We start from the raw sequence: 25,178 nt of genomic DNA, 5'->3' as shown, positions 1-25,178 counted from the left end.
TTTTTCCCCCCCCCCCCCCCCCCCACCCCCTCCTTCGGCGCGGGTGGGGTGGGGGTAGTTCTTAAAACCCCACCACACCTACACCCCGGGGGCGACCCCCCGGGGGGGGGCCCGCCGGGCGGCCCCGAGACCTGCAAGGATGTTGACGACACCGGCGGGCAGCCCGGCCTGCATCAGGATATCGCCGAGCACGAAGGTCGAGGCCGAGGTCATCTCGCTCGGCTTGACCACCGCCGTGCAGCCGGCGGCGAGCGCGAAGGGCAGCTTCTGGCTGACGATCAGGAAGGGAAAATTCCACGGCGTGATGATCGAAACGACGCCGATCGGTTCGCGCAGCACGACGCCCAGCATGTCATCGCCGAGATTGGCGTAGGATTCGCCGTGCAGCGTGCGGGCGAGCGAGGCGGCATAGCGCCAGATGTCGACGGCACCGCCAATCTCGCCGCGCGCCTGGGCGATCGGCTTGCCGGACTCCAGCGCGTCGAGCCGGGCGATCTCCTCCAGCCGCGTCTCGATCAGGTCAGCCGCCTTGAGCAAGATCGCGGCCCGTTCGGCCGCTTTCATGCGCGGCCACGGGCCGGTTTCGAACGCCTTATGAGCAGCCTGCACCGCAGCTTCCACTTCGGCCTCGCCGGCCTGGGCATAGTGCGAGACGGTGAAGCCGTGGCCGGGGCTCTGGCGCGCAATCGTGCGGCCGTCACGGGCATCGACATGCTTGCCGTCGATCAGCAGCTTGTACGCCTTCGGCGCTGCGGACGCCTCGGCCGGCATGGAAATCTTGAGGGGTGCGTTCATGGGTTTCCTCTAGGATCTCGAAAAGGCCGGCTTCTGCTTGGTCTTGAAAGCGCCGACACCGGCCTTGAGGTCGCTCGTCAAGGCGATGAAGCCGCTGGCCAGCGCTTCCGTGGCAGCGGCACTTTCCTCGCCTTCAGCGACCGCGATCATCAATTTGGCGGCTTCCGTCGCCAGTGGTCCGCGCTCAGCGATCTTTTCTCCCCATGCCTTGGCTTCGTCGTGTGCCTTGCCGGTTTCGACCACCCGGTCGACCAAACCCAGGGCCAGTGCTTCGGGCGCGAGAAAGATTTCGCCGCCCAACGCCATGCGACGCACTGTCTGCGCACCGAAGCGGCGCACGGCGCGCTGCGTGCCGGACCAGCCCGGAACGACGCCGATCGAGGTTTCGGGGAAGCCCAATTTCACCTGTGTTTCCGCGACGCGGAAATCGCAAGCCACGGCCAGTTCCAGCCCGCCGCCCAGCGCATGGCCGGACAGTACGGCGATGGTCGGCTGCCGCAGCCGCGCCAGCCGGTCGAAGACACGGTGGCCGTAGCGCACCCATTGCACCTGGAAATCGGCCGCACTCATCTGCGCCCATGCCTCGACATCGCCGCCGGCGCAAAAGCCCTTGCCTTCGCCGCGCAGCAGCACGACACGCACGCCGTCCTCGTCCTCAGCCGCGTCGAGCGCCGTCTCCAGCGCGCGCAGCATCGGGATGTCGAGTGCGTTGAATTTCTCCGGCCGGCGCAGCGTGACGATGCCGATGGCGCCATCCTGCTCGAAGGTGACGAGAGGTTCAGCCATGCGCGCCTCCAAGCGAGGCGCCGCCATCCAGCGACAGGCCGATCGGCTGGTCGCGATAGAGCGCTTCCGGGGTCGTCTTGAGATCCTTGGCGAAGCCCAACGGAATTTCCGATTGCGCCATTACATCGCGCTGTAGATCGATGCCGGGTGCGAGTTCAGTTACCACCAGACCTTCCGGCGTCAGCTTCATCACGCAGCGCTCGGTGACATAGGTGATGTCTTGCCCCTGCGCGACCGCCCGCTTGCCCGAAAACGAGATGTGCTCGACCTCCGCGACCACCTTCTTGACCTTGCCCTCGTGGTCGATGCGGATGCCGCCATCGGCCAATGAGAGCTTGGCGCCGGCGTTGAAGAAGCCGGAGAAGACGATCTTCTTCGCCCGCGCGGTGATGTCGACAAAGCCGCCTGCGCCAGCCGTCACATGCGGCCGCGCCGAAAGCTTCGAGACATTGACTGAGCCATGGCGGTCGATCTGCAGGAAGGACAGCAGTGACGCATCGAAGCCGCCGGCCTGGAAATAGATGAACTGGTGCGGCGAGGGCATGAAGGCGTCGGCATTCGACGAGCAGCCGAACTTGAAGTCGAGCAGCGGCACGCCGCCGACCGCGCCCTGTTCGATGACCCAGGTGACCTTGCCGTGCTGGCCTTCCTCGAGCAGGATGCGCGGCACATTGGCGGAAATGCCGAAGCCGATGTTGACGGCCATGCCGTCGCGCAGTTCCATGGCGACGCGGCGCGCGATCACCTTCTGGACATTCATCTCGGCATTGCGGAAACTCGACAGCGGCCGGAAGATCTCGCCCGAGATTGCCGGATCGTAAGGCGTCAGCGTGGTCTGCAACTGGTCGGGCGCAACGACGACATGGTCGACCAGCACGCCGGGCACGCGTACGTCATGCGGCTTCAGCGTGCCGTTCTCGACGACGCGCTTGACCTGCGCGATGACGACGCCGCCATTGTTGCGGGCAGCCAGCGCCTGTTCGAGGCCGCCGAGATAGGCGCCCTCATGCTCGTATGTGAGGTTGCCGCGCTCGTCCGCCGTGGTGGCGCGGATGATCGAAACATCAGGCACGATCGAGCGGAAATAGAGCCATTCCTCGCCGTCGAACTGCTGCACCGATACGATCGGCTCGCTGGCGGCGGCGTTCATGGCGCAGCCCTGGTGGCGGGGGTCGGCGAAGGTGTCGAGACCGACCTTGGTCAGCACGCCCGGCCGCTTGGCGGCTGCCTCGCGGTGCATGTCGAACAGGATGCCGGATGGCACGTTGTACGCGGCGACCGAATTGTCGCCGATCATCTTCCAGATCTGCGGCGGTTCGGAAGAGGAGGGGCCGGACGGATAGGAGCCGCACAAAGTGCGCTTCAGCAGGCCGGGCTTGGCCAGATGGTCAATGCCCTTGATGCCATACATGTCGCCGGCGGCGATCGGGTGCAGCGTAGTGATGTTCTTCGGATGGCCTTCGCTATCGAAGCGCTCGCCGATGGCTGCCAGCACGGCGTCCGGGCAGCCGAGGCCGCTTGACGAGGACACCGACACGACCATGCCGTCCTTGATCAGGATTGCGGCTTCAGATGCGGAAACGACCTTGTTCAATTCATGCTCCCGAGTTTCGGGTCGATCTTGACGGCCCTGCCGGAGCTGGCCGATTGCAATGCCGCTTCAGCCGAAGCCAGCGACCAGATGCCGTCCTCGCCGGTGGCGGCTGGCTGGCCCTCGCCATGGATCGCAGCATGGAACTGGCGCACGGAGCGCGCATAAAGATCCTCGCGGTCGAAGCTCAATTCCTCTTCGCCTGCTGCCGTGCGCAGCAGCACCAAGCCGATCGGCTTCTGAGTCATCACATTGCTGGCGATCAGCGAGCCTTCCGAGCCGTGCACCTCGAAGCCGGTGCCGGCGAATTTGGTGGTGAAGCCCTCATGCGACTGCGCAATGACACCCGATTTGAAATGCCAGATGCACATGGCGCCATCCTCCAGCCCGCTGCCGGCCATGCCGGCCGACTGCGTGAAGCAGGAAACCTCGACCGGATCGTCGCCGAGCACGAAACGCAGCGTGTCAGCGTCATGCACGGTGATATCGAGCACCACGCCGCCGCCTGCTTCGGGTTTGGCAATGCGCCAGCCCTGCAGATTCTCAGGCAGATAGACGGCATGGAAGACGCGCGCGGCGATCGGCTTGCCGATGCGGCCGGCGGCGATCGCCTCGCGCATGGTGCGGTGCGCGCCGGCATTGCGCAGATGATGGTTGGTGCCGAGCACGATGCCGGCAGCCCTGGCGGCAGCGACCATCGTGCGCGCATCGGCGCTGCTTAGCGCCAGCGGCTTTTCGCACAGTACGTGCTTTCCCGCCTTGATGGCGGCGAGCGCCTGTTCGAGATGCAATTCGTTGGTGGTCGAGATGTAGACGGCGTCGATGTCGGCGCCGAGTAGGGCATCAAGCGTCGAGACAGCAAGCGGAATGTTGTTTTCCCCGGCATAGGCGGTGGCGCGCTCGGGGCTGGAACTCATCACCGCCGCGATCTCACCATCGCCTTGCGCACGGATGGCGTCGATCATGAACTGTCTGGCGATCGTGCTGGCGCCGATCAAGCCCCATTTGACGCTCATGCCGCGTCCCCCGAACCCGCGGGCCTGTTTCGAGCGCGGCGATCCGGGCCGCAGCTTTCCCTGACCACGAGATTGACCGCGCCGATATGGTCTTCGGCGCGGGTGGTGCGCGACTGGATCATTTTCAGCATGACATGGGCGGCGCGTTCGCCGAGGCCCGCCGAGTCCACCGCGACGCTGGTCAGAGCCGGCATATAGTGCTCGGCCTCGGCCACGTCGTCGAAGCCGACGACGGCGAAATCCGCGCCCGGCTCAAGTCCGCGCTTGCGCAGCGCCAGCATGGCGCCAAAGGCGACGGCGTCGTTGAAGCAGAGTGCCGCGGTCGGCGGCTCAGCCATCGCGAGAGCGGTCTCCAGGCACGCGATACCACCTCTGCGGCTGGTCTCGCCTTCGACGACAAGTGCGTCGCGGGCGGCGATGCCCTGCGTCTCACAGGCTTCGCGAAATCCGCCAAGCCGCTCGTGATAGACCACCAGATCGGACGAGCCGCCGAAGAAGACCAGCCGGCGATGTCCCTTGCCGATCAGATGAGCGGTGGCGAGATAAGCCCCGCGATGATTGTCGGGTGCGATCACGGGAATGCGGCTTTCCGGTAGCCGGCGCATGGCGAAGACCACCGGCAGGCCCGCCGTCTCGATCCTGCGGAAGGCGCCCGGCGTCGTGCCGCGGGCCGGCGACACGATGAGGCCGGCGACGCCTTGCTCCATCAGCGATTTCAGAACTTCTTCCTGGCGCACCGGATTTTCCGCCGTGTTGGCGATGAACGGCACGATGCCGGCCGACTGGAAGACGCGCTCCATGCCGACCGCCAGTTCTGCGAAGAAAGGATTGGTGAGATCGTTGATGACCATGCCGATGACGTTGGAGTGAGCCTTGCGCAGATTGGCGGCGCCGCGGTTGTAGACGTAACCGACATCCTCGATCGCCTTGCGCACCTTGCTTGCGGTCTCAGGCCGGATCAGCCCGCTGCCCTGGAGCACGAGCGATACCGTCGATTTGGACACGCCTGCTTCACGGGCGATGTCGAATATCGTCGCCTTGGCCCGGCTGGCCATCGAGATGCACCCTCCCAACTTTGTGATCAAGTTTTATTGGAACGTTCTAATCATCGGTTCGATCCCGAGTCAATCCAGATTTCTTCTCAGCCGAAAAAATCAATTGTGCGTACTCAAATGGCATAGCCTGCAAGGCTTTCCGTGCTGCGATGCAGCATTTGCCTGTGAATGAACTCTGAATTTTAAAGGTTCTTGATTTATTGGAACGTTCCATTTATAGGCGCGGCAAAGGGAGAGCTCGATGGACATTTCCTTGCCTGGTGAGAATGGCCGCAGCGCCCGCTATACGCTTGCCGGCCAGCCGGTGCAGCCGGTGATCGGCGCGCGGTTTTCGCGCATTGCCTATGCCGCCGCGCACGTCGTTGCCGATCCGCTTGCGATGACCGATCCGTGGTCCGGGCCGGTGGTCGACTGGGACAGGACGATGGCGTTCCGGCACCATCTGTGGCGGCTCGGCTTCCGCATCGCCGAGGCGATGGACACGTCGCAGCGTGGCATGGGTTTCGACTGGACAAATGCGCAGGAATTGATCCGCCGCTCGATCGCCGAGGCGCGTACCGTCGATGGCGCCGACCTAGCCTCGGGCGCTGGCACCGACCATCTGGCGCCGGCCGCTGCCAGGACGCTTGATGACGTGATCACCGCCTATGAGCAGCAGTTCGCTTTCATCGAAGGGCTGGGCGGCAAGGCGATCATGATGGCCAGCCGGGCGCTCGCGGCGACAGCCAAGGGCCCGGATGACTATGTGCATGTTTACGACCGCATCCTCGGCCAGGCCTCCGGCAAAGTCATCCTGCATTGGCTGGGCGACATGTTCGATCCGGCGCTCGAGGGCTACTGGGGCAGCAGCGATTTCGAGGCCGCGCTCGACACCGTCGTCGCCATCATCGAACGCCACTCCGACAAGGTGGAAGGGATAAAAATCTCGCTGCTCGATGCCGGCAAGGAGGTCGCGCTCAGAAATCGCCTGCCGGATGGCGTCGTCATGTTCACCGGTGACGACTTCAACTACCCCGAACTGATCGCCGGCGACGGGCAAAGGTATTCGCATGCGCTGCTCGGCATTTTCGACGCCATCGCACCGGTCGCCAATGCAGCACTGGCGAAACTGGCGGATGGGGACTGCGCCGGCTATGACGCCTTGATGGCGCCGACCGTGCCGCTATCGCGAAAAATCTTCGAGGCGCCGACCGAATATTACAAGGCCGGCATCGTCTTCATGGCCTGGCTGAACGGCCATCAGGATCATTTTGCGATGGTCGGAGGCATGCAGTCGGCGCGCGGCATCCGTCACTATGCCGATGTATTCCGCCTTGCCGACCAGGCAGGGTTGCTGGCCGATCCGGACCTGGCGGTTGCCAGGATGAAGAATCTTTGCGCCGTGGCGGGCGTCTAGGTCCGCGACGAGGCTGGCCCTCGAAGCAGCCGGTCGTATGGGACTTGCTGTCACGCGAACGCCGAGCCTGTCTCAAATGATGGCTTGCGCGCATAGAGGTCTCATCAGCCCTTCCGTCGTCGCGCGAGCACGGAATAATTTGCGGGTAGGCAATTTCTTTTGACCCAATTTCTCCCGAGGCGCGAATGATCTGATCGACCGTGGCCCGTACCGGTCACCGCCCGGACGGGCGCGTTGCGCTCGAAAAGCTCACCGCCAGCTTCCCTTGGAGCGAACGACATTGTCCAACTCTGGCGAGCCGGCCGGGACGTCGATCTAAGTCCGATTGTCTGGGTTGGATGGTGGGCGTGACAGGGATTGAACCTGTGACCCCTGCAATGTCAATGCAGTGCTCTCCCGCTGAGCTACACGCCCATCCGAAGCCGCGCATACACCATTTTTGATCCAGCGCGTCAATAGCAGGAAAAAGGAAAGAAGGCGTCGTCTCGCCGCAGCGGCGAAGAGGTGCGGCGCCTCGCTTGGAAAGCGGCTCAGGCTGCCTGAAGCATCTTCTCGACCTCGTTGACGAGATCGCGCAGATGGAACGGCTTCGACAGCACCTTGGCGTCTTTCGGCGCCTTGGAATCCGGGTTCAGCGCAACGGCGGCGAATCCGGTGATGAACATGACTTTCAAATCAGGATCGATCTCGGTGGCGCGGCGTGCCAGCTCAATGCCGTCCATCTCCGGCATGACGATGTCGGTCAATAGCAGCGAGAACGGCTCCTCGCGCAGCCGCTCATAGGCGCTGGCGCCATTGTCGAAATCGCTGACCTGGTAACCGGCGCGCTCAAGCGCCTTGACGAGGAACCGACGCATATCGTCGTCGTCTTCCGCCAGAAGAATGCGTGCCATGATATCCCGTCCGAATCACCCGCTCGAGATTGCCGTTGGGCAAGCCCGTTAACCATCCTGTATATGAGGAGGTGAGGGTAAACATCAAGTGAACGAGGTGGGCGATGATCCATATTTGCCCGGCGGCGCGCGGCCGCTGAAATGCTGGACACGCGGCCAGCAAGGTGGCACCTTCACATCATGATGCACTGGTGTTTTCGGGTTCGTTCAAATTGAAGACGGCAGCCGATGATTTTTCGGTCTTTCCACCCTTCGAAATCCGGTCGGGCGCCGAGCAGCGCGTTCCCTTCCTCTTCAACTCACCGCATAGCGGCCGTTACTATCCCGAACGCTTCCTTGCCATGGCAAGGCTGGACCGCAACGCCATCCGTCGGTCGGAAGACTGTTACGTCGATGAGCTGTTCGGCGGCGCCGTCGCACTCGGCGCACCGATGCTGGCGGCGAATTTTCCGCGCGCCTATCTCGACGTCAACCGCGAGCCGTGGGAGCTCGATCCGCGCATGTTCGCCGAGCCAGTGCCGTCCTTCTGCAACATCCGCTCGGCGCGGGTTGCCGGCGGACTTGGCACGGTGCCGAAGCTGGTCGGCGAGGGGCTCGACATCTATCCCGGCCGCTTGCCGCTGGCCGAAGCCGTTGCCCGCATCGAAGCCGTCTACAAGCCCTATCATGAGACGCTGAAGCGGCTTTTGACCAGAACCCATGCGCGCTTCGGCTTCGCCGTGCTGATCGATTGCCATTCGATGCCGGCGAGCATCCGTGTCGGCGACAACGGCCTGCGGCCCGACTTCATCATCGGCGATCGTTTCGGCATCTCGGCCACCGCAGCCCTGACCGAGACCGCGATCGGCCTGCTCACCGCCATGGGCTATACGGTCGCCCACAACAAACCCTACGCCGGCGGCTTCATCACCGAACACTACGGCCGCCCGGCGCGTCATCTGCATGCGCTGCAGATCGAGGTCAATCGCGGGCTCTACATGAACGAGCGGACATTCGAGAAGGCAGCCGGCTTCGATGCGCTGGCCGACGATTTGACGCGATTTTCAGCCGACCTGATGTCGATGCCCGACCATCATTTCATCGACCTGCCACTGGCCGCGGAGTGAAATCCGCCTTGTTTTCATGCGTGTCGTTGCACCAAACCGCTGCGCACCCTCGGGGCAGGCCCGTGGGCATGCTTTTGGGTGACATGCATTGGAAATCGCGGCGTAAAAAAAGACCGCATCGTTTGCACGATACGGTCGAAGTCTAGGGAGGAAACGCCCAAGGAGGGCATGGACAGGAGAACCTGTCCGAGGCTAAGGTTATTGTGCGCTGCACAAATGTCAAGCGACCTTCAGGCTTTTTTAATTCACTCTGATGTGGAAATTGCGTTTCGACGACGCTTGTGTGACATCTGGGCAACAGATGTCGTCACGGAAAAATCGTTGAATACCCTTGTTTTGGCATAAAATCGGCGGCAGAGCACGGCTCGGGCATGCTGCAATGCGGGAGAATCAGTTGGACATCAGCATCGATTTCATGCGCCGCATCGCGCAGGCGGCGGCGGCGGAGACCTTGCCGCGCTTTCGCAGCCAGGGTGCTGTGGCCAACAAGGAAAAGGGCAGTTTCGACCCGGTCACCGAGGCCGATCACGAGGCCGAGCGCGCCATCCGCGCGCTGATCTCAGCGCAGTATCCCGACCATGGTATTCTGGGTGAGGAACACGGCAGCGAGAACATTTCGAGCCGGCATGTCTGGGTGATCGACCCGATCGACGGCACGCGCGCCTTCATTTCCGGCCTGCCGGTGTGGGGGACGCTGGTCGGGCTGACGGTCGACGGCGACGCCGTTGCCGGAATGATGTCTCAACCCTTCACCGGCGAACTCTTCTACGCCAACGCCTCGGGCTCCCACTATGAGGGGCCGGGTGGGCCGCGAAAACTGACAACCCGCAAGACGACGAAACTCGCCGAGGCGACGCTGTTCACCACCACGCCGGCATTGTTCAAGGGCGAGGCGCGCAATCGCTACGACCAGTTCGAAAAGCAGATCCAGCTCGCCCGCTACGGCGCCGATTGCTATGCCTTTGCCATGATCGCTTCGGGAAGCGTCGACATTGTCGCCGATCCCGGATTGAAGCCCTACGACATCGTCGCGCTGATCCCGATCATCGAGAAGGCCGGTGGCGTCGTCACCACATTCGATGGCGGGCCGGCGGAAAATGGCGGCGATGTGCTAGCAGCGGCGACGCCAGAGCTTCATGCGGCCGCGATGGCAGCGCTACGCGGCTGACCGCTTCACACTTCTCTCGGAATTGCGTCAGCGCGACCTGATCGAGCGCTGGAACTCGGCCGGCGTGCGCCCGTAAACCTGTCTGAAGGCGGAACTGAAATGGCTGTGGCTGGAGAAGCCAAGGTCCATACCCAGTGTCGTGAGATTGTCGTAGCGGCCAAGCAGGTCGAGTGCACTCGCCAGCCGCAGGCGCAGATGATAGCGATAGAGCGGCATGGCCTCGACCTGCTGGAAGACCTGCGTCAGATAGACCGGCGAGACGCCGACCTCGGCGGCAATTTCCGCCAGTGTCCAGCGTCGTGACAGATCCGAGGACAGCACAAGCTTGGCGCGGTCGACCAGCTTCTGCCGTCCAGCGCTGGCGCCGGCGACATGCGAGGTGCGCTCGCCAAGAGAGCGCCGAACCAGCGTCAGTGCCAGGGTTTCGGCCTCGAGTGTTTCGGCGATTTTGCGGCTCAGGCTGTGGCGCAGCAACGCCACCAAAGCCTGTGCTCGCGGGTCGATGCGCCGGCGCTGGCGGCGAAACGCTGGAGCGGCACCGCCGATGCGCAACTGTTCCTTCGGCGCCAGTTCAAGCAACTGCGCCTCCTCGATGACGAGATCGAGGCAGGAATCGCCGCCCTCCACGGGATGGCTGATTTGATAGGCTTCGGCCTCGTTGAAGAACAGCAGTTGATTGGCTTCGGCCACGGCGTCGTTGCGGCCGACATGGCGCACGAAGACGCCGCGGTAGGGAAACACCAGGTGCGTGGCCGACGTGCACTCCTCTTCGCCCCTGTGCCGGCATTCGCCGCTGCAGACGACGTCGCGCACCCTGACAGTGCCGGTGTCCATAAGCGCTTGCACGGTGAATTGTGACATGGCCGTTGAGCTCTTTCCTTGCGCCGAAACATGGTTCCGGCCTTGCGAGGGCACTCTACGCAATCGACCCGTCCGTTCCTGTCAGGAGACTTCCAGACAGGCCGCTCCTCAATCCCACAGCCGGCGCAGAGAATCAGAGTAGGCTTCGCCGCGCGACAGACCGATGTCCTTGAGCTGGTCGTCGGTCATTTCGAGCAAAGCGCGACGGCTTCGGCGTCTCTCCATCTGGCGGTTGATCCAGCCGGCCGCCGCAATGAATTGTACACTCAGGAAATGCCGCATGGTTGCGGTGTGGATCGTCGGCGCCCGTGCCGGAATTGCTGCTGTATGGTCCGAACGCATCGCTCAATCCTCACTAGTGCCGGCCGCGGAGGCGCCGGCTTCGTTTAGCGCCAGTGCGCACTCCTCGCAGCAGACTTCGACGGTCTTGCCGCCGACCTTGACGCGGATCGGGTTGGCGTCCAACTGGCAATCGCAGGCAGCGCAGGTTTTCTCGGTCATGATCTCATCTCCATGGCGTTCAGTTCGACGCGGGCAGATTGAGCATTCCGGAACGACGCGGCTGTCAGAATCTTTAGCACTTTGCGTGCCGCGGCCGCTGGCTGGCTCACGCAACTGACAACGCGGTGTCAGTAGGCGCCGTCTATGGAAGGGGCAATGCAGAGGGGGAACCAGATGCGCGGAGCGTTCGTCGACGGCACGTTCCTGTGCGAGGATGTCTTCGACGGGCGCCCGATCCGGTTCCTGTGGTCAGGCATCACAGAGCAGTCCGTGCGCCGGGAGCAGGCCTTTTCAGCGGATGGCGGCGCCGCTTGGGAACCAACTGGATCATGGGGTTTGCCCGTCGGGCGTAAGCCGGTAATCGGCGTCCGTCAGGCCGTCGGATCGTCAGAGCCTGGGATGAAGGCGTCGAAAGCGGCGAGCAATTGCTCGCGGTAGATGTCGGCTTCCTGCAGGATTTCGTGACGGGAGCCGTCGATCATCAGCAGCGAACCGAGCCGCAGACGCCTGGCGTAGGCCTCCACGGCCTTGGTCGAGACGACCTGGTCGGCGCCGGCGGCGATTATCAGCAAGGGAACCTGTATCCGAGCCATGAAGTCGGGATCACTGACGGCTTCGGATGCCTCGGCGGCCGCCTTAAGCCAGCGGATCGTGGGGCCGCCAAGTGCCAGTTGCGGGTACTCTTCGTAAATTCGTGTGTTGCGCCGATAGCGCTCCGGGTCCGACGTCAGCTTGTTGGTCTCGAAGGGGGCCGTTGCCTTCGGCCGCGGACCCCACGCGGCGTATAGGCGGCCGAGGCCGACAGCGCAAAATAGCGAACAGACGCGGCGAACCGTCGATATCGAGACCGGCAGATCGGGCAGCGTCAGGAAGGGCGCGATCAGCACCATGCGCCGCACACGGTTCACCATCGAGGGTACGGCAAGGAGGGTTATCAATGCGCCCGCCGAATGCGCCAGGATGTAGTACGGCCCACGGCAATCGGGCAGCACGATCTCCTCGAAGAACTGTTCGAGGTCCGCCGTATAGTCGCGGAAGCTCCGGACATAGCCGCGCTGGCGATCACGGATCAGCCGGTCGGAATCGCCCTGGCCGCGCCAGTCGAGGGTAGCAACGCCAAAGCCGCGATCGGCAAGGTTGCGGATGGTTTCGAAATATTTCTCGATGCACTCGTTGCGGCCGGTGAGGAGGACCACGGTGCCCCTCATCGGGCGAGCGACCGCGCCGAACAGGCCGTAGCGGATATTCTTGCGGTCACGCGTAGTGAAGAAGCCACCGGTGGCGTTTTCCGGCCGCGGATTGCCTTCAATTTCGTGAAAAAGGGAGTTCTCGGTGAAAAGATCCGTCATTCGGCGCTTCGTGCTCGGCGTCTCGCATGCCCGCCTGCGCTGGCCGGCTCCGCCAAGGTGATAGACGCCCAAGCGCAAAAAGCCAAGGAATTCCCGGTGACGGGAGGCTGCAACGGGGAAGGCCGGAAGCCGCTTGAAAGCGTGCTTCCGGCCTCTGTCGATCCGGGAGGAAGGGACGTTAACACCCGGTCGGCCTCGTTGCGGTGCCTATTGTACAATCGGCGCCGCCAGTCCTTGATCCTGGAGTGCACTTTAGCGCCGGCTGTCTGAACGCGCGCCGAAGCGTCGGTTCATCTGCCGTTCATCAAGAACCAGCCGCACGGCTTTTGCCGCTGGGCGAAATCTTGAAATGCTTTCGAGCGCTCCCCAAATGTCTAATGCGGCCGCCAATGTCGGGGCCGCTGGTCCATCCGAAACGCCGCTCAAGGGTTTCGCGCCGGCCATACGCAAACCATGTTGCTCAACAGGAGAACACCTCATGCGTCACGTTGATTTTTCCCCGCTCTATCGTTCGACCGTCGGCTTCGACCGTCTCTTCACCATGCTCGATTCGCTTGCGCAGCCGGATGGCGCGCAGACCTATCCGCCCTACAACATCGAGCGCACCGGCGAGGATTCCTATCGCATCTCGATGGCGGTTGCCGGCTTCTCGGACGAGGAAATCTCGATCGAAGCCCATCGCAATGTGTTGACCGTGAAAGGTGAGCGCAAGGACGAAGGCACCGGCGAAGGCTCCGAACTGCTTTACCGTGGCATTGCCTCGAGGGCTTTCGAGCGCCGCTTCCAGCTTGCCGACCACGTCGAAGTCGTCGGTGCTTCGCTGAAGAACGGCCTGCTCTTCGTCGACCTCAAGCGAAACATCCCCGAAGAGCTGAAGCCGCGCAAGATAGCCATTACGGCGTCTTCGGCCAAGGCCAAGCAGATCGAGGCAAAGACCGCCAACTAAACCAATAGCCTCCCAAGGCAAAGGCGGCGCTGAAAGGCGCCGCCTTTTTTGTTGTCCGGGACATCAAGCGATCAACTGGCCGAACCGATCGACCTCGTCGGCCGTCGTCGCGAAGCTGGTGACGAAGCGATAGAGCAACTCGTCCTCACCGATGTGGCCGTCAAAGCCATACGGCTTGTGCCAGTCGTAGAAGGCAGCCCCCGCCGCCTGCAGCTTTTCGGCTTCGTCCTTCTTCATCACCGCGAACACCTCATTCGCCTGCGGCAGCCATGCCAGCTTGGCCGTGGCCGAATCCTCGATCGCCGCGGCAAGGCGCGCGGCCATGGCGTTGGCGTGGCGGGCGGTGTCCAGCCACAAGCCGTCCCTGAAATAGGCCTCGAACTGCGCCGCGACGAAGCGCGATTTCGAAAACAGCTGGGCGGCACGCTTGCGCAGGAAGGCCAGTTCCCTGGCGCGGTCGAGATCGAACAGCACGATCGCCTCGGCGCACCAGCAGCCATTCTTGGTGCCGCCGAAGGAGAGGATGTCGACGCCGCGTTTCCAGGTCATTTCGGCTGGCGTCGTCTCGAGCGCGACCAGCGCGTTGGCGAAGCGGGCGCCATCCATGTGCAGGGGCACCGAATGTCGTTTGGCGATCGCCGAGATCGTCTCGATCTCATTCAGCCCGTAGATGGTGCCGACCTCGGTCGACTGGGTGATCGAAACAGCCATTGGACGTCCCCAATGGACGATTTCGGACGCGAAACGGCCAATGGTCCTTTCCAGATTGTGCGGGTCGATCTTGCCCAGCGCGCCATCGATCTCATGCAGGCGCGAGCCGCCGGAAAAATATACCGGCGCGCCGCATTCGTCCTCGATGACATGCGATTCGCGGTGGGCGAAGGAAATGCCGCCTGGCTTGTTGTAAGCGGTCAGCGCCAGCGAGTTGGCGGCCGTGCCGGTGGCGACGAAGAACACCGCGACCTCGCGTTCGAAAATCTCGCTGAAGCGCTGATAGACCACCTGGTCGAGCGCACCGTCGCCATAGGCGGTGGAAAAGCCGCCGGCCGCGGCCGACAGGCCGGCAACGATATTGGGATGGGCGCCTGCCCAATTGTCGGAAGCGAAGAACATGCATCTGCCTATGTCTTGGGAATCGGGTTTTGGGGAAATCGGGTTTTGGGGAAATCAGCCTGAAGTTGACCGGTTTCGCGCGCTGATCGCAAGGGGCCAGACGTCGGAAAATCGGTAAAGCCAGTCAGCTGGCAAGGCAGCAGCCCGCGACTGAACCTTACGTTTTTCCTCAACTTCACGTAATTTTCTGTCGCGAACGGTCCAAGTTTTTTGTGAATCGGTCTTGTGTGCGTCCGTGATTTCTGTCATAAAAATTTAGGACAGTAGTGCTGTCTTATTTTGTCGCACAAAACGAGCTGGATTGGCGTATCATTTGGGCCTCTCCGGCTGTTGCTGCGAGCGACAGGTGGACGGCCTCAATCTGGCCTGTACGAATACGAACCATGCGGAAAGCCGCTTGGTTCGGCAAGGATTTCGCAAGACGTGCCACAAGGATCAGGGTGAGCCAAGCGCTTGCCGAGGCAAACCAGCGCCCGAAGGGCTGGAATGGAGGACAGGAGATGACGGACATGACGCACTCTGCGACGAACGGCCAGGCCGCGCAGACGAAAGCGGCAACCGTCAAAAATATGCTCCGATCCAACACCGGTTTTTCGGCTCAAGGCCTCTACGATCCGCGCAACGAGCATGACGCCTGCGGCGTCGGTTTCATCGTCAACATGAAGGGCGTGAAGTCGCATCAGATCGTCAAGGACGGGCTGGCCGTGCTCGAAAACCTGACGCATCGCGGCGCCGTCGGCGCCGATCCGCTGGTCGGCGATGGCGCCGGCGTGCTGGTGCAGCTTCCAGACCGTTTCTTCCGCGAGGAAATGGCGGCCCAGGGCATCGACCTGCCGCCGGCGGGTCAATACGGCGTCGGACACTGGTTCATGCCGCAGGACGCGGCACTTCGCGCCCATATCGAGGACATCATTGCCGAATCGGCGCAATCCGAGGGGCTTCCGCTCATCGGTTTCCGTGACGTGCCCGTCGACAATTCGTCGCTGTCGAAGGCGCCTGAGATAGTGGCGTCCGAGCCGTTTCATCGGCAGATCTTCATCGGCCGCACGCCAGACATTACCGACGACGAGGAGTACGAGGCCAGGCTCTATCTGCTGCGCAAGGTCATATCGGGCCGCATGTATGCCGAGAACGACAACAAGGACATCGGCGCCTATTGCGTGTCGCTGTCGGCGCGCACCGTCGTCTACAAGGGCATGTTCCTGGCCTATCAGGTCGGTGCCTATTACAAGGATTTGGTCGATCCGCGCTTCGAAACCGCGCTGATCCTCGTCCACCAGCGCTTCTCGACCAACACCTTCCCGTCGTGGAAGCTGGCGCATCCCTATCGCATGGTCGCCCACAATGGCGAGATCAACACCGTGCGCGGCAACAACAACTGGATGGCGGCGCGGCAGGCTTCGGTCGATTCCGAACTGTTCGGCAACAACATCTCGAAGCTTTGGCCAATCTCCTACGATGGCCAATCCGATACCGCCTGCTTCGACAACGCGCTCGAGTTCCTGTTCCAGGGCGGGTACAGCCTCAGCCACGCCATGATGATGCTGATCCCGGAAGCCTGGGCCGGCAACAAGCTGATGGATGCCGATCGCAAGGCCTTCTACGAATACCATGCGGCACTTATGGAGCCGTGGGACGGACCGGCGGCGGTGGTTTTCACCGATGGCCGCCAGATCGGCGCCACGCTCGACCGCAACGGACTGCGCCCGGCGCGCTACATCGTCACCGACGACGACCGCGTCATCATGGCCTCGGAAGCCGGCGTGCTGCCGGTGCCGGAGGAGAAGATCGTCAAGAAGTGGCGTCTGCAACCCGGCCGCATGCTTCTGATCGACCTGGAGAAGGGGCGCATCGTCTCCGACGAGGAACTCAAGTCGGAGATCGCGGCCAAGCATCCCTACAAGACCTGGCTCGCCAACACGCAGCTCATCCTGGAAGATCTGAAGCCGGTCGAGCCGCGCGAATTGCGCAGGGACGTCAGCCTGCTCGATCGCCAGCAGGCGTTCGGCTACAGCCAGGAAGATACCAAGCTATTGATGTCGCCGATGGCGACGACAGGCCAGGAAGCGGTGGGCTCGATGGGTACCGACACGCCGATCTCGGCGATGTCGGACAAGTCGAAGCTGCTCTACACCTATTTCAAGCAGAACTTCGCCCAGGTCACCAACCCGCCGATCGATCCGATCCGCGAGGAACTGGTGATGAGCCTGGTGTCCTTCATCGGACCGCGGCCGAACATCTTCGACCTGGTCGGCAATTCGCGCCGCAAGCGGCTCGAGGTGCGCCAGCCGATCCTGACCAATGGCGATCTCGAAAAGATCCGCTCCATCGGCCACACCGAGGACCGCTTCGACACCAAGACGATCGACATCACCTATGGCTCCGCCGAAGGGGCCGCGGGCATGCAGGGCGCCATCGACCGATTGTGCGAGCGGGCGGAGGCGGCGGTCGCCGGCGGCTACAACATCATCATCCTGTCCGACCGCCAGGTCGGGCCGGACCGCATCGCCATACCGGCGCTTCTGGCGACGGCCGCGGTCCATCATCACCTGATCCGCAAGGGGCTGCGCACCTCGGTCGGCCTCGTCGTCGAATCCGGCGAGCCACGCGAGGTGCATCACTTCTGCTGCCTTGCCGGCTATGGCGCCGAGGCGATCAACCCGTACCTAGCCTTCGATACGCTGCTCGACATGCACAAGCGTGGCGAGCTGCCGAAGGAAGTGGACGCCTACGAAGTCGTCTCGCGCTACATCAAGTCGATCGGCAAGGGCGTCCTCAAGGTGATGTCCAAGATGGGCATCTCGACCTACCAGTCCTACTGTGGTGCGCAGATTTTCGACGCGATCGGGCTGAAGACCGATTTCGTGCAGCAATACTTCACCGGCACCGCTACGCTGATCGAAGGCGTTGGGCTGGACGAGATCGCGACCGAGACGCTCAGCCGCCACAATGACGGTTTCGGCAACGACCCGGTGCTGCGCAACAGCCTCGAGGTCGGCGGCGAATACATGTTCCGCATGCGCGGCGAGGCGCATATGTGGTCGCCCGACGCGGTCGCCACCTTGCAGCACGCCGTTCGCCAGGGATCATGGGAGACGTTCAAGGACTATTCCGCCCAGATCGACAGCGAGACGGCCCGCGCCCAGACCATTCGGGGCCTGTTCAGGCTCAAGCTGGCGCAGGAGACCGGCCGCAAGAAGGTCGCGCTCGACGATGTCATGCCGGCGGCCGACATCGTCAAGCGGTTCTCGACCGGAGCGATGTCGTTCGGCTCGATCTCGCGCGAGGCGCACACCACGCTGGCGCGCGCCATGAACCAGATTGGCGGCAAGTCGAACACCGGCGAGGGCGGCGAAGAGGCCGACCGCTATCTGCCGTTGCCTGGCGGCGGCAAGAACCCCGAACGCTCGGCGATCAAGCAGATCGCCTCGGGTCGTTTCGGCGTCACGGCCGAATACCTCGTCAATTCCGACATGATGCAGATCAAGGTTGCGCAAGGTGCCAAGCCCGGCGAGGGCGGCCAGCTGCCCGGCCACAAGGTCGACGCCACCATCGCCAAGGTCAGGCATTCGACGCCGGGCGTCGGGCTGATCTCGCCGCCGCCGCATCACGACATCTATTCGATCGAGGATCTGGCGCAGCTGATCTACGATCTGAAGAACGTCAATCCGGCGGCCGACGTGTCGGTCAAGCTGGTCTCGGAAGTCGGCGTCGGCACGGTTGCGGCGGGCGTCGCCAAGGCGCGCGCCGACCACATCACCATCTCCGGCTATGATGGCGGTACCGGCGCCTCGCCGCTGACCTCGCTCAAGCATGCCGGCAGTCCGTGGGAAATGGGCCTTGCAGAGACGCATCAGACGCTGGTGCTGAACGGCTTGCGGTCGCGTGTGGCGCTGCAAGTCGATGGCGGTCTGCGCACCGGCCGCGACGTCATCATCGGCGCGCTGCTTGGCGCCGACGAGTTCGGCTTCTCGACCGCGCCGCTTATCGCGGCCGGCTGCATCATGATGCGCAAGTGCCATCTCAACACCTGTCCGGTCGGCGTCGCGACGCAGGATCCGGTGCTGCGCAAGCGCTTCAAGGGTACGCCCGAGCATGTCATCAACTTCTTCTTCTACGTGGCGGAAGAGGTTCGCGGTCTGCTTGCCGAGATGGGCTACACCCATATTGACCAGATCATCGGCGACACCGACCTTCTGGAAAAGCGTGACCTGATCGTACACTGGAAGGCGCGTGGACTCGATTTCTCGAAGATGTTCTTCAAGCCGGATGCCCCGCATGAGGCATCGCACTGGACCGAGCGGCAGAAGCACCCGATCGACGACGTGCTCGACCGCAAGCTGATCGAACTGGCGAAGCCCGCGCTCGAAAGCAAGCAGCCGGTCAAGATCGAGGTCGACATCCGCAATGTCGACCGCTCCACGGGTGCCATGTTGTCGGGCGAAGTGGCCAAACGCTTCAGGCACAAGGGCCTGCGCGAGGACACGATCTCGGTGAAGCTCACCGGTACCGCCGGCCAGTCCTTCGGCGCGTTCCTGGCGCGCGGCATCTCGTTCGAGCTTGTCGGCGCCGGCAACGACTATGTCGGCAAGGGCCTGTCGGGCGGGCGCATCGTCATCCGGCCGCCGGAAGAGGCCAAGATCGTCGCGGCGGACTCCATCATCGTCGGCAACACGGTGCTCTATGGCGCGACCGAGGGCGAGGCCTATTTCGCCGGTGTCGCCGGCGAGCGTTTCGCGGTGCGCAATTCGGGCGTGGCGGCAGTCGTCGAAGGCGTCGGCGACCATGGTTGCGAGTACATGACCGGCGGCATCGTCGTCGTCATCGGCCAGACCGGCCGCAACTTCGCCGCCGGCATGTCGGGCGGCGTCGCCTATGTGCTCGACGAGGCAGGCGATTTCGCCGAGCGTTGCAACATGGCGATGGTCGAGCTGGAGCCGGTTCCGGAAGAAGACGACCTGATGGAAAGGTTGCTGCACCATGGCGGCGACCTTGATCACAAGGGTCGCGTCGACGTGTCCGGCGACATGACCAGCCATGACGAGGAGCGGCTCTACCAGCTGATCTCGAACCATGTGCACTACACCGGTTCGGTGCGCGGTCGCGAGATCCTCGACGACTGGACGACATTCCGGCCGAAATTCCGCAAGATCATGCCGGTCGAATACCGCCGCGCGCTGATCGAGATGGAGCGCATGCGCATGGGCGTGGCGGCGGAATAGATTTGGAATTGCCGGGAGGCCCAGGTTTCCCGGCCCGTCTTCATCGATAGTTTGACCTCGTGCGAAAGGTTGCCATGGCTGCCTCAAGAGGTTAACGGGTGCGGCGAAAACCGCACCATCTGGACAGCAGGAACTGGACTATGGGCAAGGTAACGGGCTTTCTCGAAATCGACCGGCAGGTGCACAAGTACCAGCCGGCCTCCGACCGCATCCGGCATTTCCGTGAATTCACGCTGCCGATGTCGGACAAGGAGGTCGAGAAACAGGCCGCGCGCTGCATGGATTGCGGCATTCCGTTCTGCCACGGACCGACGGGCTGCCCGATCCACAACCAGATCCCCGACTGGAACGACCTCGTCTACAATGGCGACTGGGACAACGCGATCCGCAACCTGCATTCGACCAACAATTTCCCGGAGTTCACCGGCCGCATCTGCCCGGCGCCCTGCGAGGAAGCCTGCACGCTGAACCTCGAGGACATTCCCGTCGCCATCAAGACGGTTGAGCAGGCGATCGCCGACAAGGCCTATGAAACCGGCCACATCAGGCCCTATCCGCCGGAGAAGAAGACCGGCAAGCGTGTCGCCGTCATCGGCTCCGGCCCAGCCGGCATGGCGGCTGCCCAGCAGCTCGGCCGCGCCGGCCACGACGTCCATGTCTATGAGCGCGAAAGCCGGCCCGGCGGGCTGATGCGCTACGGCATTCCCGATTTCAAGATCGAGAAGCACTATATCGACCGGCGCATCGAGCAGATGCAGGGCGAGGGCGTGACCTTCCATTGCGGCGTCAATGTCGGTGTCGACAAGCCGGTTGCGGAGCTGCTCGCCGAACATGATGCCGTGCTCTATTGCGGCGGGTCCGAAACGCCGCGCGCGGCCGGCATTCCCGGCGACGATCTCGGCGGCGTGCACGACGCGATGCCGTATCTGGTGCAGCAGAACAGGCGGGTCGGCGGCGAACCGATCCAGTCGGTGGCGTGGCCGTCGCACCCGATCATCGCCGGCGGCCAGCATGTCGTCGTCGTCGGCGGCGGCGATACCGCGTCCGACTGCGTCGGCACGGCTTTCCGCCAGGGTGCGGTGCGCGTCACCCAGCTCGACATCCGTCCGCAACCGCCTGAGAAGGAAGACAAGCTTTCGGTCTGGCCCTATTGGGCGACCAAGATGCGCACTTCGTCCTCGCAGGCCGAAGGCGCGGAGCGTGAATTCCAGGTGGCGACACTCGAATTCATCGGCGAGGAAGGCCAGCTGACCGGCGTCAAGTGCTGCGAGGTCGACGACAAGCGCAAGCCGATCGCCGGCAGCGAATTCGTCATCCGCGCCGATCTCGCCTTCATTGCCATCGGTTTTGCCGGACCGGCGAAGGCCGGTGTGGCGACAGAGCTGGACGGTGAGATGAAGATCGTCACCGACAACCGCCGCTCGAGGAATGTCGAGGCCAATGACCGTGACTATCGCACCAGCGTCGACAGGCTCTATGCGGCCGGCGACGTGCGCCGCGGCCAGTCGCTGGTCGTCTGGGCGATCCGTGAAGGCCGCCAGGCGGCACGCTCGATCGACGAGGCATTGATGGGATCGAGCGTTCTCCCGCGCTGAGCCAAACGGCCTCAGAGCCGCTCTGCGATACTAACGATTGATCGCGGTCGTGGTGTCGGTCGCGGCTGCAGCCTTCGGCGGCCAGGAGAAATCGTCGGCGCGGCCGGGGGAAGCCGCCGGGGCCTTGCCTTCGACCACGAGCTTTTCACCCGGCAGGTCAGGGTTGGCCTTAGGCGGCGGTGCCGCGCCGAGCAGCTCGGAGCCGCCATCGAGTGCCGGATCGCTGAGCAGCATCGGCGCGGTGCGGTCGATGACGATGGGGGCCGCGGCCGGTGCCGGCGCCTCCACGGGAGCGCCCGCCGGAGCGGAAGCCGTGACCACGCTTCCCGGCGCGGTCAGGCCGAGAATCTTCAACAACGGTTTTTCGGTATAGAAGGCGAGCTTGCGCTTGCCTGCCTTCGAGACGTTGATGCCGTCATCGGCGCGCAGTCGCACCGGCTGGCCGTTGATGTCGGGACCGCTGGTGACGAAGGCACCGTTCTCGTCGACGAAGCCGTCCCAGATATCGACGAATTCGCCGCCGTGGCTATCGGCTGCCTGGTGGTAGATGTCGTTGAAGGCAAGCATGTCTGAGGTCATCTTCGGTACCCGGAACGCCGGCATGCCGACCCACAGGAAAGGCACCTTGGTCGCGGCGATGGCTCTGCCGAACGCGTCGGTGCGACGGTCATATTCCTTGGTCCAGGTCTCGGAACGTGGTTGTTCGCGCACGTCGCCGACTTTCATCTGTTGGCGGTCGTTGGAGCCCAGCATGACGATCACGGCGGCGGGTTTTTCGGTCTCGATCAGCGACTTGATCTGTTCGGGCCAGTTGTAGAAGTCGTCGCGCACGAAGCCGGACGAACCATTGCTGCGAACGACGATCCTGACGCCCGCATTCCCGGCAAAGGCGGTGTCGAGGCCTTCGGCGAGGCCCGCCGCCATGAAGTCACCGACCACAAGGACGGTTCGGGCGTCCGGCGCCTTCTCGACCACCGGGGTTTCCGGTTCCGCGGGCGGGCGCGGCGCCCGGGGTTTTTTCGCCTTTGGCCTGGGCCTTGCCCTCTGGATATCCAGCGGCGGCTCGAACCGCTCGCTGCGGCGCGGAAACAGGAGGTCGCGCAACGACCAGCCGTGGTTTTGCTGCTCCTGCGCCATGGCCGGCGCATGAAAGGCGCCAGCCACGCCGACGGCGAGCACGACGATGGCCAGAATGAGCACCGGCATGCGACGGACAAGTCCTGCGATGCGCGGAGCCGAAGCCAATCGTTTCCTCCATCCCTTGGCGCAGTCCTGCCGAAAAATCGCATCGATTTTTCGGGAAATGCCGCGCCAACCAGATTGCTACAGTGTCCTTTGCGCGCCCGAAAGGCCGCGCGGCACCGCAGGCGGCTCTATTTCTGCCGGAGCCACTTCAGCACTTCCATGCTCGGATAGCCATCCTGGGCCAGGCCGGCGCTGGCCTGGAAGGCCATGATGGCTGACTTCGAGCCGTCGCCGATCTTGCCGTCGAACTTGCCATCGTAAAGGCCATGCTGGGAAAGCCGCTTCTGCAGCTCCTGCCTTTCCTCGAAAGTGAGCTTGGTGAAAGGCCGCTTCCAGTCCTGCACGAGACCGCTGGAGCCGGCGATCTCGTCGGCAAGAAGACCGACGGCAAGCGCATATTTGTCGGCATTGTTGTAGGCTTTGATGACCGAGAAATTCTTGATCATCAGGAAGGCTGGCCCGCTGCGGCCGTCGGGCACCTTCAGCGTCGCCTTGTCGGAGCCGTTCTTGAACGGCTTGCCGTTGGCCCTGACCACGCCGAGAGCCTGCCATTGCGACAGCGTCTTGGAGCCGCCGGGAAGTTTGCCGGCAGGCACGGCAACCTCGTAGCCCCAGGTCTTGCCGGCCTGCCAGCCATTCTTCTTCAACAGGTTGGCGGCCGTCGCCAGCGCATCGGGGATAGAATTCCAGATGTCGCGCTTGCCGTTGCCGTCCATGTCGACGGCATAGTGCAGATAGCTGGTCGGGATGAACTGGGTGTGGCCCATGGCGCCGGCCCAGGATCCGCTCAGATGGCTTTCGTCGATATCGCCGGTCTGCAGGATTTTAAGCGCGGCGATCAGCTGGGTGCGGGCGAATTTCGCCCGCTTCGGATCGGCATAGGCCAAGGTCGCCAGCGAGCGCACGACATTGCGCATGATGTCGTCGCGCTTGAGGATCTCGCCATAGTTCGATTCCATCGACCAGATGGCCAGCAGGATGTAGCGGTCGACGCCGAACCTTGACTCGATCCTGTCCAGCCACGGCTTCCATTTCCTGGCCATCTGCTGGCCGACGGAGACCGATTGGTCGTGGACGCGGTTGTCGAAATAGTCCCAGGCAGGGGCCGTGAATTCAGGCTGCGTGCGCGCCTTTTCCAGCACCACCGGGTCAATATCCCTGATGTCCCTGAAGGCCTGGTCGTAAAGGGCACCGGAAACGCCGCTCTGCACGGCGGTGGCGCGGAAGCCGGCAACCCACTGCCGGAAGCCGGCATCGGCGAAAGCGGGGCCGGGCATCAGCAGGGCGAGCGAGAGGCTGGCTGCCGCTATGACGCTGGTAAAACGTTTTGCGGCATTGCGAACGGACATCTTTTCCTCCTTCTCTGTCTCAGGAAAGACCATTCATCGCCGAACCAGGTTAGGAATTAGTTTACCATAGGTGCCGCCGGGAAGGAAAAGACGCCTCGAAGCTTTACTGGTAACGTTCCCCCCTATCACCCAGTAATCCTCAATTCCGGCGTGAAAATGTCTTGAAACGGGGATTGCGGAGCTGGCCATCAAACGGATAATTGACAGCATGAAGAGAGTTCGCAAGGCAGTGTTCCCGGTCGCCGGTCTCGGCACACGGTTTCTCCCGGCCACCAAGGCTGTCCCCAAGGAAATGCTGACCGTCGTCGACCGACCAGTCATCCAGTATGTGGTGGATGAAGCGCGCGAGGCCGGCATCGAGCATTTCATCTTCGTCACCGGCCGCAACAAGGCCGTCATCGAGGATCATTTCGACATCCAGTTCGAGCTCTATGACACGCTGGCCCAGCGCGGCAAGGACGATCAGCTCGCCCGCCTGCAACGGCTGCAGCCGGCGCCGGGGCAGACCAGCTTCACACGCCAGCAGGTGCCGATGGGGCTCGGCCACGCCGTCTGGTGCGCCCGCGAGCTCGTCGGCGACGAGCCCTTCGCGCTTTTGTTGCCCGACATGATCATGCAGTCGGAGAAGAGCTGCATGAAAGCAATGGTCGAGCTCTACGAGGAAACCGGCAACAACATCATCGCCGTGCAGGAATGCGATCCCGCCGAAGCCCACAAATACGGTATCGTCGGCCGTGGTGAGGATACGCATCACGGCTTCCGCATCACCGAGATGGTGGAAAAGCCAAAAACCGGCACCGCGCCGTCCAATCTCTACATCAACGGCCGCTACATCCTGCAGCCCGAGATCTTCAAGATCCTCGAAGGCCAGGAAAAGGGCGCCGGCAACGAGATCCAGCTCACCGACGCGATGCTGAAGCTGGAAAAGCAGCAAGCCTTCTATGGCTATCACTATCAAGGTCGCACGTTCGATTGTGGATCGCCGGAAGGCTTTGTCGAGGCCAATGTCGCCTTCGCGCTGTGGCGCAGCGACATGAACGGGAACATGGCCGGCGTAATCCGCACGCTTCTCGATGAGATAAGACCGTCGGAGAGGCGCGGCGCCGCCTAGGTGTGAGCTTTCAGAGGGTTGTCCATTCGGACCGGACCGAGGAGACTGGAGTTACCAAGCTGCAGCACTCACCGGAGGGT

The 25,178-nt window shown here is 63.1% G+C and carries 19 protein-coding genes, 1 tRNA gene and 1 pseudogene; 7 read left to right on the top strand and 14 right to left on the bottom strand.

Features of this window, described 5'->3' with window-relative positions; genetic code table 11:
• Positions 1-105: 105 nt before the first annotated feature.
• The 5 genes and pseudogenes from NKJ06_RS26415 to NKJ06_RS26395 form a co-directional block, all read right to left on the bottom strand.
• Positions 106-795: pseudogene (locus tag NKJ06_RS26415) on the bottom strand (aldehyde dehydrogenase family protein); the annotation flags it as partial.
• 9 nt (positions 796-804) lie between these two features.
• Complete coding sequence (locus NKJ06_RS26410) at positions 805-1,581, bottom strand: enoyl-CoA hydratase/isomerase family protein (protein ID WP_352632757.1); 777 nt, start codon at positions 1,579-1,581, stop codon at positions 805-807.
• Positions 1,574-3,175: an acyl CoA:acetate/3-ketoacid CoA transferase gene (locus NKJ06_RS26405; RefSeq protein WP_352632758.1), complete on the bottom strand. Its 1,602-nt coding sequence runs from the start codon at positions 3,173-3,175 to the stop codon at positions 1,574-1,576. The genes NKJ06_RS26410 and NKJ06_RS26405 overlap by 8 nt, the downstream gene beginning before the upstream one ends.
• Positions 3,172-4,188, bottom strand: coding sequence for a Gfo/Idh/MocA family protein (locus tag NKJ06_RS26400; protein WP_352632759.1), 1,017 nt, complete (start codon positions 4,186-4,188; stop codon positions 3,172-3,174). Before NKJ06_RS26400 ends, NKJ06_RS26405 begins: the two co-directional genes overlap by 4 nt.
• Positions 4,185-5,243 (bottom strand): LacI family DNA-binding transcriptional regulator, encoded by a 1,059-nt coding sequence (locus NKJ06_RS26395; protein ID WP_352632760.1) that lies wholly within the window; start codon positions 5,241-5,243, stop codon positions 4,185-4,187. The genes NKJ06_RS26400 and NKJ06_RS26395 overlap by 4 nt, the downstream gene beginning before the upstream one ends.
• A gap of 241 nt (positions 5,244-5,484) precedes the next feature.
• Between NKJ06_RS26395 and NKJ06_RS26390 the strand changes: the two genes are divergently transcribed.
• Positions 5,485-6,639, top strand: coding sequence for a dihydrodipicolinate synthase family protein (locus NKJ06_RS26390; RefSeq protein ID WP_352632761.1), 1,155 nt, complete (start codon positions 5,485-5,487; stop codon positions 6,637-6,639).
• 339 nt (positions 6,640-6,978) lie between these two features.
• On the opposite strand, the gene NKJ06_RS26385 is transcribed toward NKJ06_RS26390, so the two are convergent.
• Positions 6,979-7,053: transfer RNA gene (locus tag NKJ06_RS26385), tRNA-Val, on the bottom strand.
• Between the two features lie 116 nt (positions 7,054-7,169).
• On the bottom strand, positions 7,170-7,532 hold the full coding sequence (gene cpdR / locus NKJ06_RS26380) for a cell cycle two-component system response regulator CpdR (protein WP_006199474.1): 363 nt from the start codon (positions 7,530-7,532) through the stop codon (positions 7,170-7,172).
• Between the two features lie 164 nt (positions 7,533-7,696).
• Here cpdR and NKJ06_RS26375 point away from each other — a divergent pair, with 164 nt between their 5' ends.
• Both NKJ06_RS26375 and hisN read left to right on the top strand, forming a co-directional pair.
• Positions 7,697-8,638: an N-formylglutamate amidohydrolase gene (locus NKJ06_RS26375; RefSeq protein ID WP_352632762.1), complete on the top strand. Its 942-nt coding sequence runs from the start codon at positions 7,697-7,699 to the stop codon at positions 8,636-8,638.
• Positions 8,639-9,032: 394 nt separating this feature from the next.
• On the top strand, positions 9,033-9,806 hold the full coding sequence (gene hisN / locus NKJ06_RS26370) for a histidinol-phosphatase (protein ID WP_352632763.1): 774 nt from the start codon (positions 9,033-9,035) through the stop codon (positions 9,804-9,806).
• A gap of 27 nt (positions 9,807-9,833) precedes the next feature.
• Here hisN and NKJ06_RS26365 read toward each other — a convergent pair whose 3' ends face one another.
• The 4 genes from NKJ06_RS26365 to NKJ06_RS26350 form a co-directional block, all read right to left on the bottom strand.
• A complete protein-coding gene (locus NKJ06_RS26365; RefSeq protein WP_352632764.1) occupies positions 9,834-10,667 on the bottom strand; it encodes a helix-turn-helix transcriptional regulator in 834 nt (277 codons plus the stop codon).
• A gap of 108 nt (positions 10,668-10,775) precedes the next feature.
• On the bottom strand, positions 10,776-11,009 hold the full coding sequence (locus tag NKJ06_RS26360; RefSeq protein ID WP_352632765.1) for a YjiS-like domain-containing protein: 234 nt from the start codon (positions 11,007-11,009) through the stop codon (positions 10,776-10,778).
• Positions 11,010-11,012: 3 nt separating this feature from the next.
• Positions 11,013-11,168 (bottom strand): hypothetical protein, encoded by a 156-nt coding sequence (locus tag NKJ06_RS26355; protein ID WP_352632766.1) that lies wholly within the window; start codon positions 11,166-11,168, stop codon positions 11,013-11,015.
• A gap of 371 nt (positions 11,169-11,539) precedes the next feature.
• Positions 11,540-12,517 carry an alpha/beta fold hydrolase gene (locus tag NKJ06_RS26350; protein WP_352632767.1) on the bottom strand — a complete coding sequence of 326 codons (978 nt, stop codon included), beginning with the start codon at positions 12,515-12,517 and terminating at the stop codon, positions 11,540-11,542.
• 478 nt (positions 12,518-12,995) lie between these two features.
• On the opposite strand from NKJ06_RS26350, the gene NKJ06_RS26345 reads away from it, so the two are divergent.
• On the top strand, positions 12,996-13,463 hold the full coding sequence (locus NKJ06_RS26345) for an Hsp20 family protein (RefSeq protein WP_109659260.1): 468 nt from the start codon (positions 12,996-12,998) through the stop codon (positions 13,461-13,463).
• Positions 13,464-13,526: 63 nt separating this feature from the next.
• Here NKJ06_RS26345 and NKJ06_RS26340 read toward each other — a convergent pair whose 3' ends face one another.
• Positions 13,527-14,576 (bottom strand): threonine aldolase family protein, encoded by a 1,050-nt coding sequence (locus NKJ06_RS26340; protein WP_352811143.1) that lies wholly within the window; start codon positions 14,574-14,576, stop codon positions 13,527-13,529.
• A gap of 500 nt (positions 14,577-15,076) precedes the next feature.
• Between NKJ06_RS26340 and gltB the strand changes: the two genes are divergently transcribed.
• Both gltB and NKJ06_RS26330 read left to right on the top strand, forming a co-directional pair.
• Positions 15,077-19,798 carry a glutamate synthase large subunit gene (gltB, locus tag NKJ06_RS26335; protein WP_352632769.1) on the top strand — a complete coding sequence of 1,574 codons (4,722 nt, stop codon included), beginning with the start codon at positions 15,077-15,079 and terminating at the stop codon, positions 19,796-19,798.
• Between the two features lie 140 nt (positions 19,799-19,938).
• Positions 19,939-21,393, top strand: a complete 1,455-nt coding sequence (locus NKJ06_RS26330; RefSeq protein ID WP_352632770.1) for a glutamate synthase subunit beta — start codon at positions 19,939-19,941, stop codon at positions 21,391-21,393.
• Between the two features lie 30 nt (positions 21,394-21,423).
• Here the strand turns inward: NKJ06_RS26330 and NKJ06_RS26325 are convergent, their stop codons facing one another.
• Both NKJ06_RS26325 and NKJ06_RS26320 read right to left on the bottom strand, forming a co-directional pair.
• Complete coding sequence (locus NKJ06_RS26325; RefSeq protein ID WP_352632771.1) at positions 21,424-22,638, bottom strand: SGNH/GDSL hydrolase family protein; 1,215 nt, start codon at positions 22,636-22,638, stop codon at positions 21,424-21,426.
• Between the two features lie 128 nt (positions 22,639-22,766).
• Positions 22,767-23,987 carry a lytic murein transglycosylase gene (locus NKJ06_RS26320; protein ID WP_352632772.1) on the bottom strand — a complete coding sequence of 407 codons (1,221 nt, stop codon included), beginning with the start codon at positions 23,985-23,987 and terminating at the stop codon, positions 22,767-22,769.
• A gap of 208 nt (positions 23,988-24,195) precedes the next feature.
• Between NKJ06_RS26320 and galU the strand changes: the two genes are divergently transcribed.
• Positions 24,196-25,098: a UTP--glucose-1-phosphate uridylyltransferase GalU gene (galU, locus tag NKJ06_RS26315; RefSeq protein ID WP_502899241.1), complete on the top strand. Its 903-nt coding sequence runs from the start codon at positions 24,196-24,198 to the stop codon at positions 25,096-25,098.
• Positions 25,099-25,178 lie beyond the last annotated feature (80 nt).

Source organism: Mesorhizobium sp. M0293 (assembly GCF_040321735.1).
Taxonomy (GTDB): domain Bacteria; phylum Pseudomonadota; class Alphaproteobacteria; order Rhizobiales; family Rhizobiaceae; genus Mesorhizobium.
The sequence above is the reverse complement of the archived record's forward strand: the minus strand, read 5'-3'. Positions and strand labels throughout refer to the sequence as shown.

What these genes read in the sequence shown, in the direction of transcription:
- NKJ06_RS26410 (WP_352632757.1), bottom strand. Translation starts at nt 1,581, where the DNA reads ATGGCTGAACCTCTCGTCACCTTCGAGCAGGATGGCGCCATCGGCATC.
- NKJ06_RS26400 (WP_352632759.1), bottom strand. Translation starts at nt 4,188, where the DNA reads ATGAGCGTCAAATGGGGCTTGATCGGCGCCAGCACGATCGCCAGACAG.
- NKJ06_RS26395 (WP_352632760.1), bottom strand. Translation starts at nt 5,243, where the DNA reads ATGGCCAGCCGGGCCAAGGCGACGATATTCGACATCGCCCGTGAAGCA.
- NKJ06_RS26390 (WP_352632761.1), top strand. Translation starts at nt 5,485, where the DNA reads ATGGACATTTCCTTGCCTGGTGAGAATGGCCGCAGCGCCCGCTATACG.
- cpdR (WP_006199474.1), bottom strand. Translation starts at nt 7,532, where the DNA reads ATGGCACGCATTCTTCTGGCGGAAGACGACGACGATATGCGTCGGTTC.
- NKJ06_RS26365 (WP_352632764.1), bottom strand. Translation starts at nt 10,667, where the DNA reads ATGTCACAATTCACCGTGCAAGCGCTTATGGACACCGGCACTGTCAGG.
- NKJ06_RS26360 (WP_352632765.1), bottom strand. Translation starts at nt 11,009, where the DNA reads ATGCGTTCGGACCATACAGCAGCAATTCCGGCACGGGCGCCGACGATC.
- NKJ06_RS26355 (WP_352632766.1), bottom strand. Translation starts at nt 11,168, where the DNA reads ATGACCGAGAAAACCTGCGCTGCCTGCGATTGCCAGTTGGACGCCAAC.
- NKJ06_RS26350 (WP_352632767.1), bottom strand. Translation starts at nt 12,517, where the DNA reads ATGACGGATCTTTTCACCGAGAACTCCCTTTTTCACGAAATTGAAGGC.
- NKJ06_RS26345 (WP_109659260.1), top strand. Translation starts at nt 12,996, where the DNA reads ATGCGTCACGTTGATTTTTCCCCGCTCTATCGTTCGACCGTCGGCTTC.
- NKJ06_RS26340 (WP_352811143.1), bottom strand. Translation starts at nt 14,576, where the DNA reads ATGTTCTTCGCTTCCGACAATTGGGCAGGCGCCCATCCCAATATCGTT.
- gltB (WP_352632769.1), top strand. Translation starts at nt 15,077, where the DNA reads ATGACGGACATGACGCACTCTGCGACGAACGGCCAGGCCGCGCAGACG.
- NKJ06_RS26330 (WP_352632770.1), top strand. Translation starts at nt 19,939, where the DNA reads ATGGGCAAGGTAACGGGCTTTCTCGAAATCGACCGGCAGGTGCACAAG.
- NKJ06_RS26320 (WP_352632772.1), bottom strand. Translation starts at nt 23,987, where the DNA reads ATGTCCGTTCGCAATGCCGCAAAACGTTTTACCAGCGTCATAGCGGCA.
- galU (WP_502899241.1), top strand. Translation starts at nt 24,196, where the DNA reads ATGAAGAGAGTTCGCAAGGCAGTGTTCCCGGTCGCCGGTCTCGGCACA.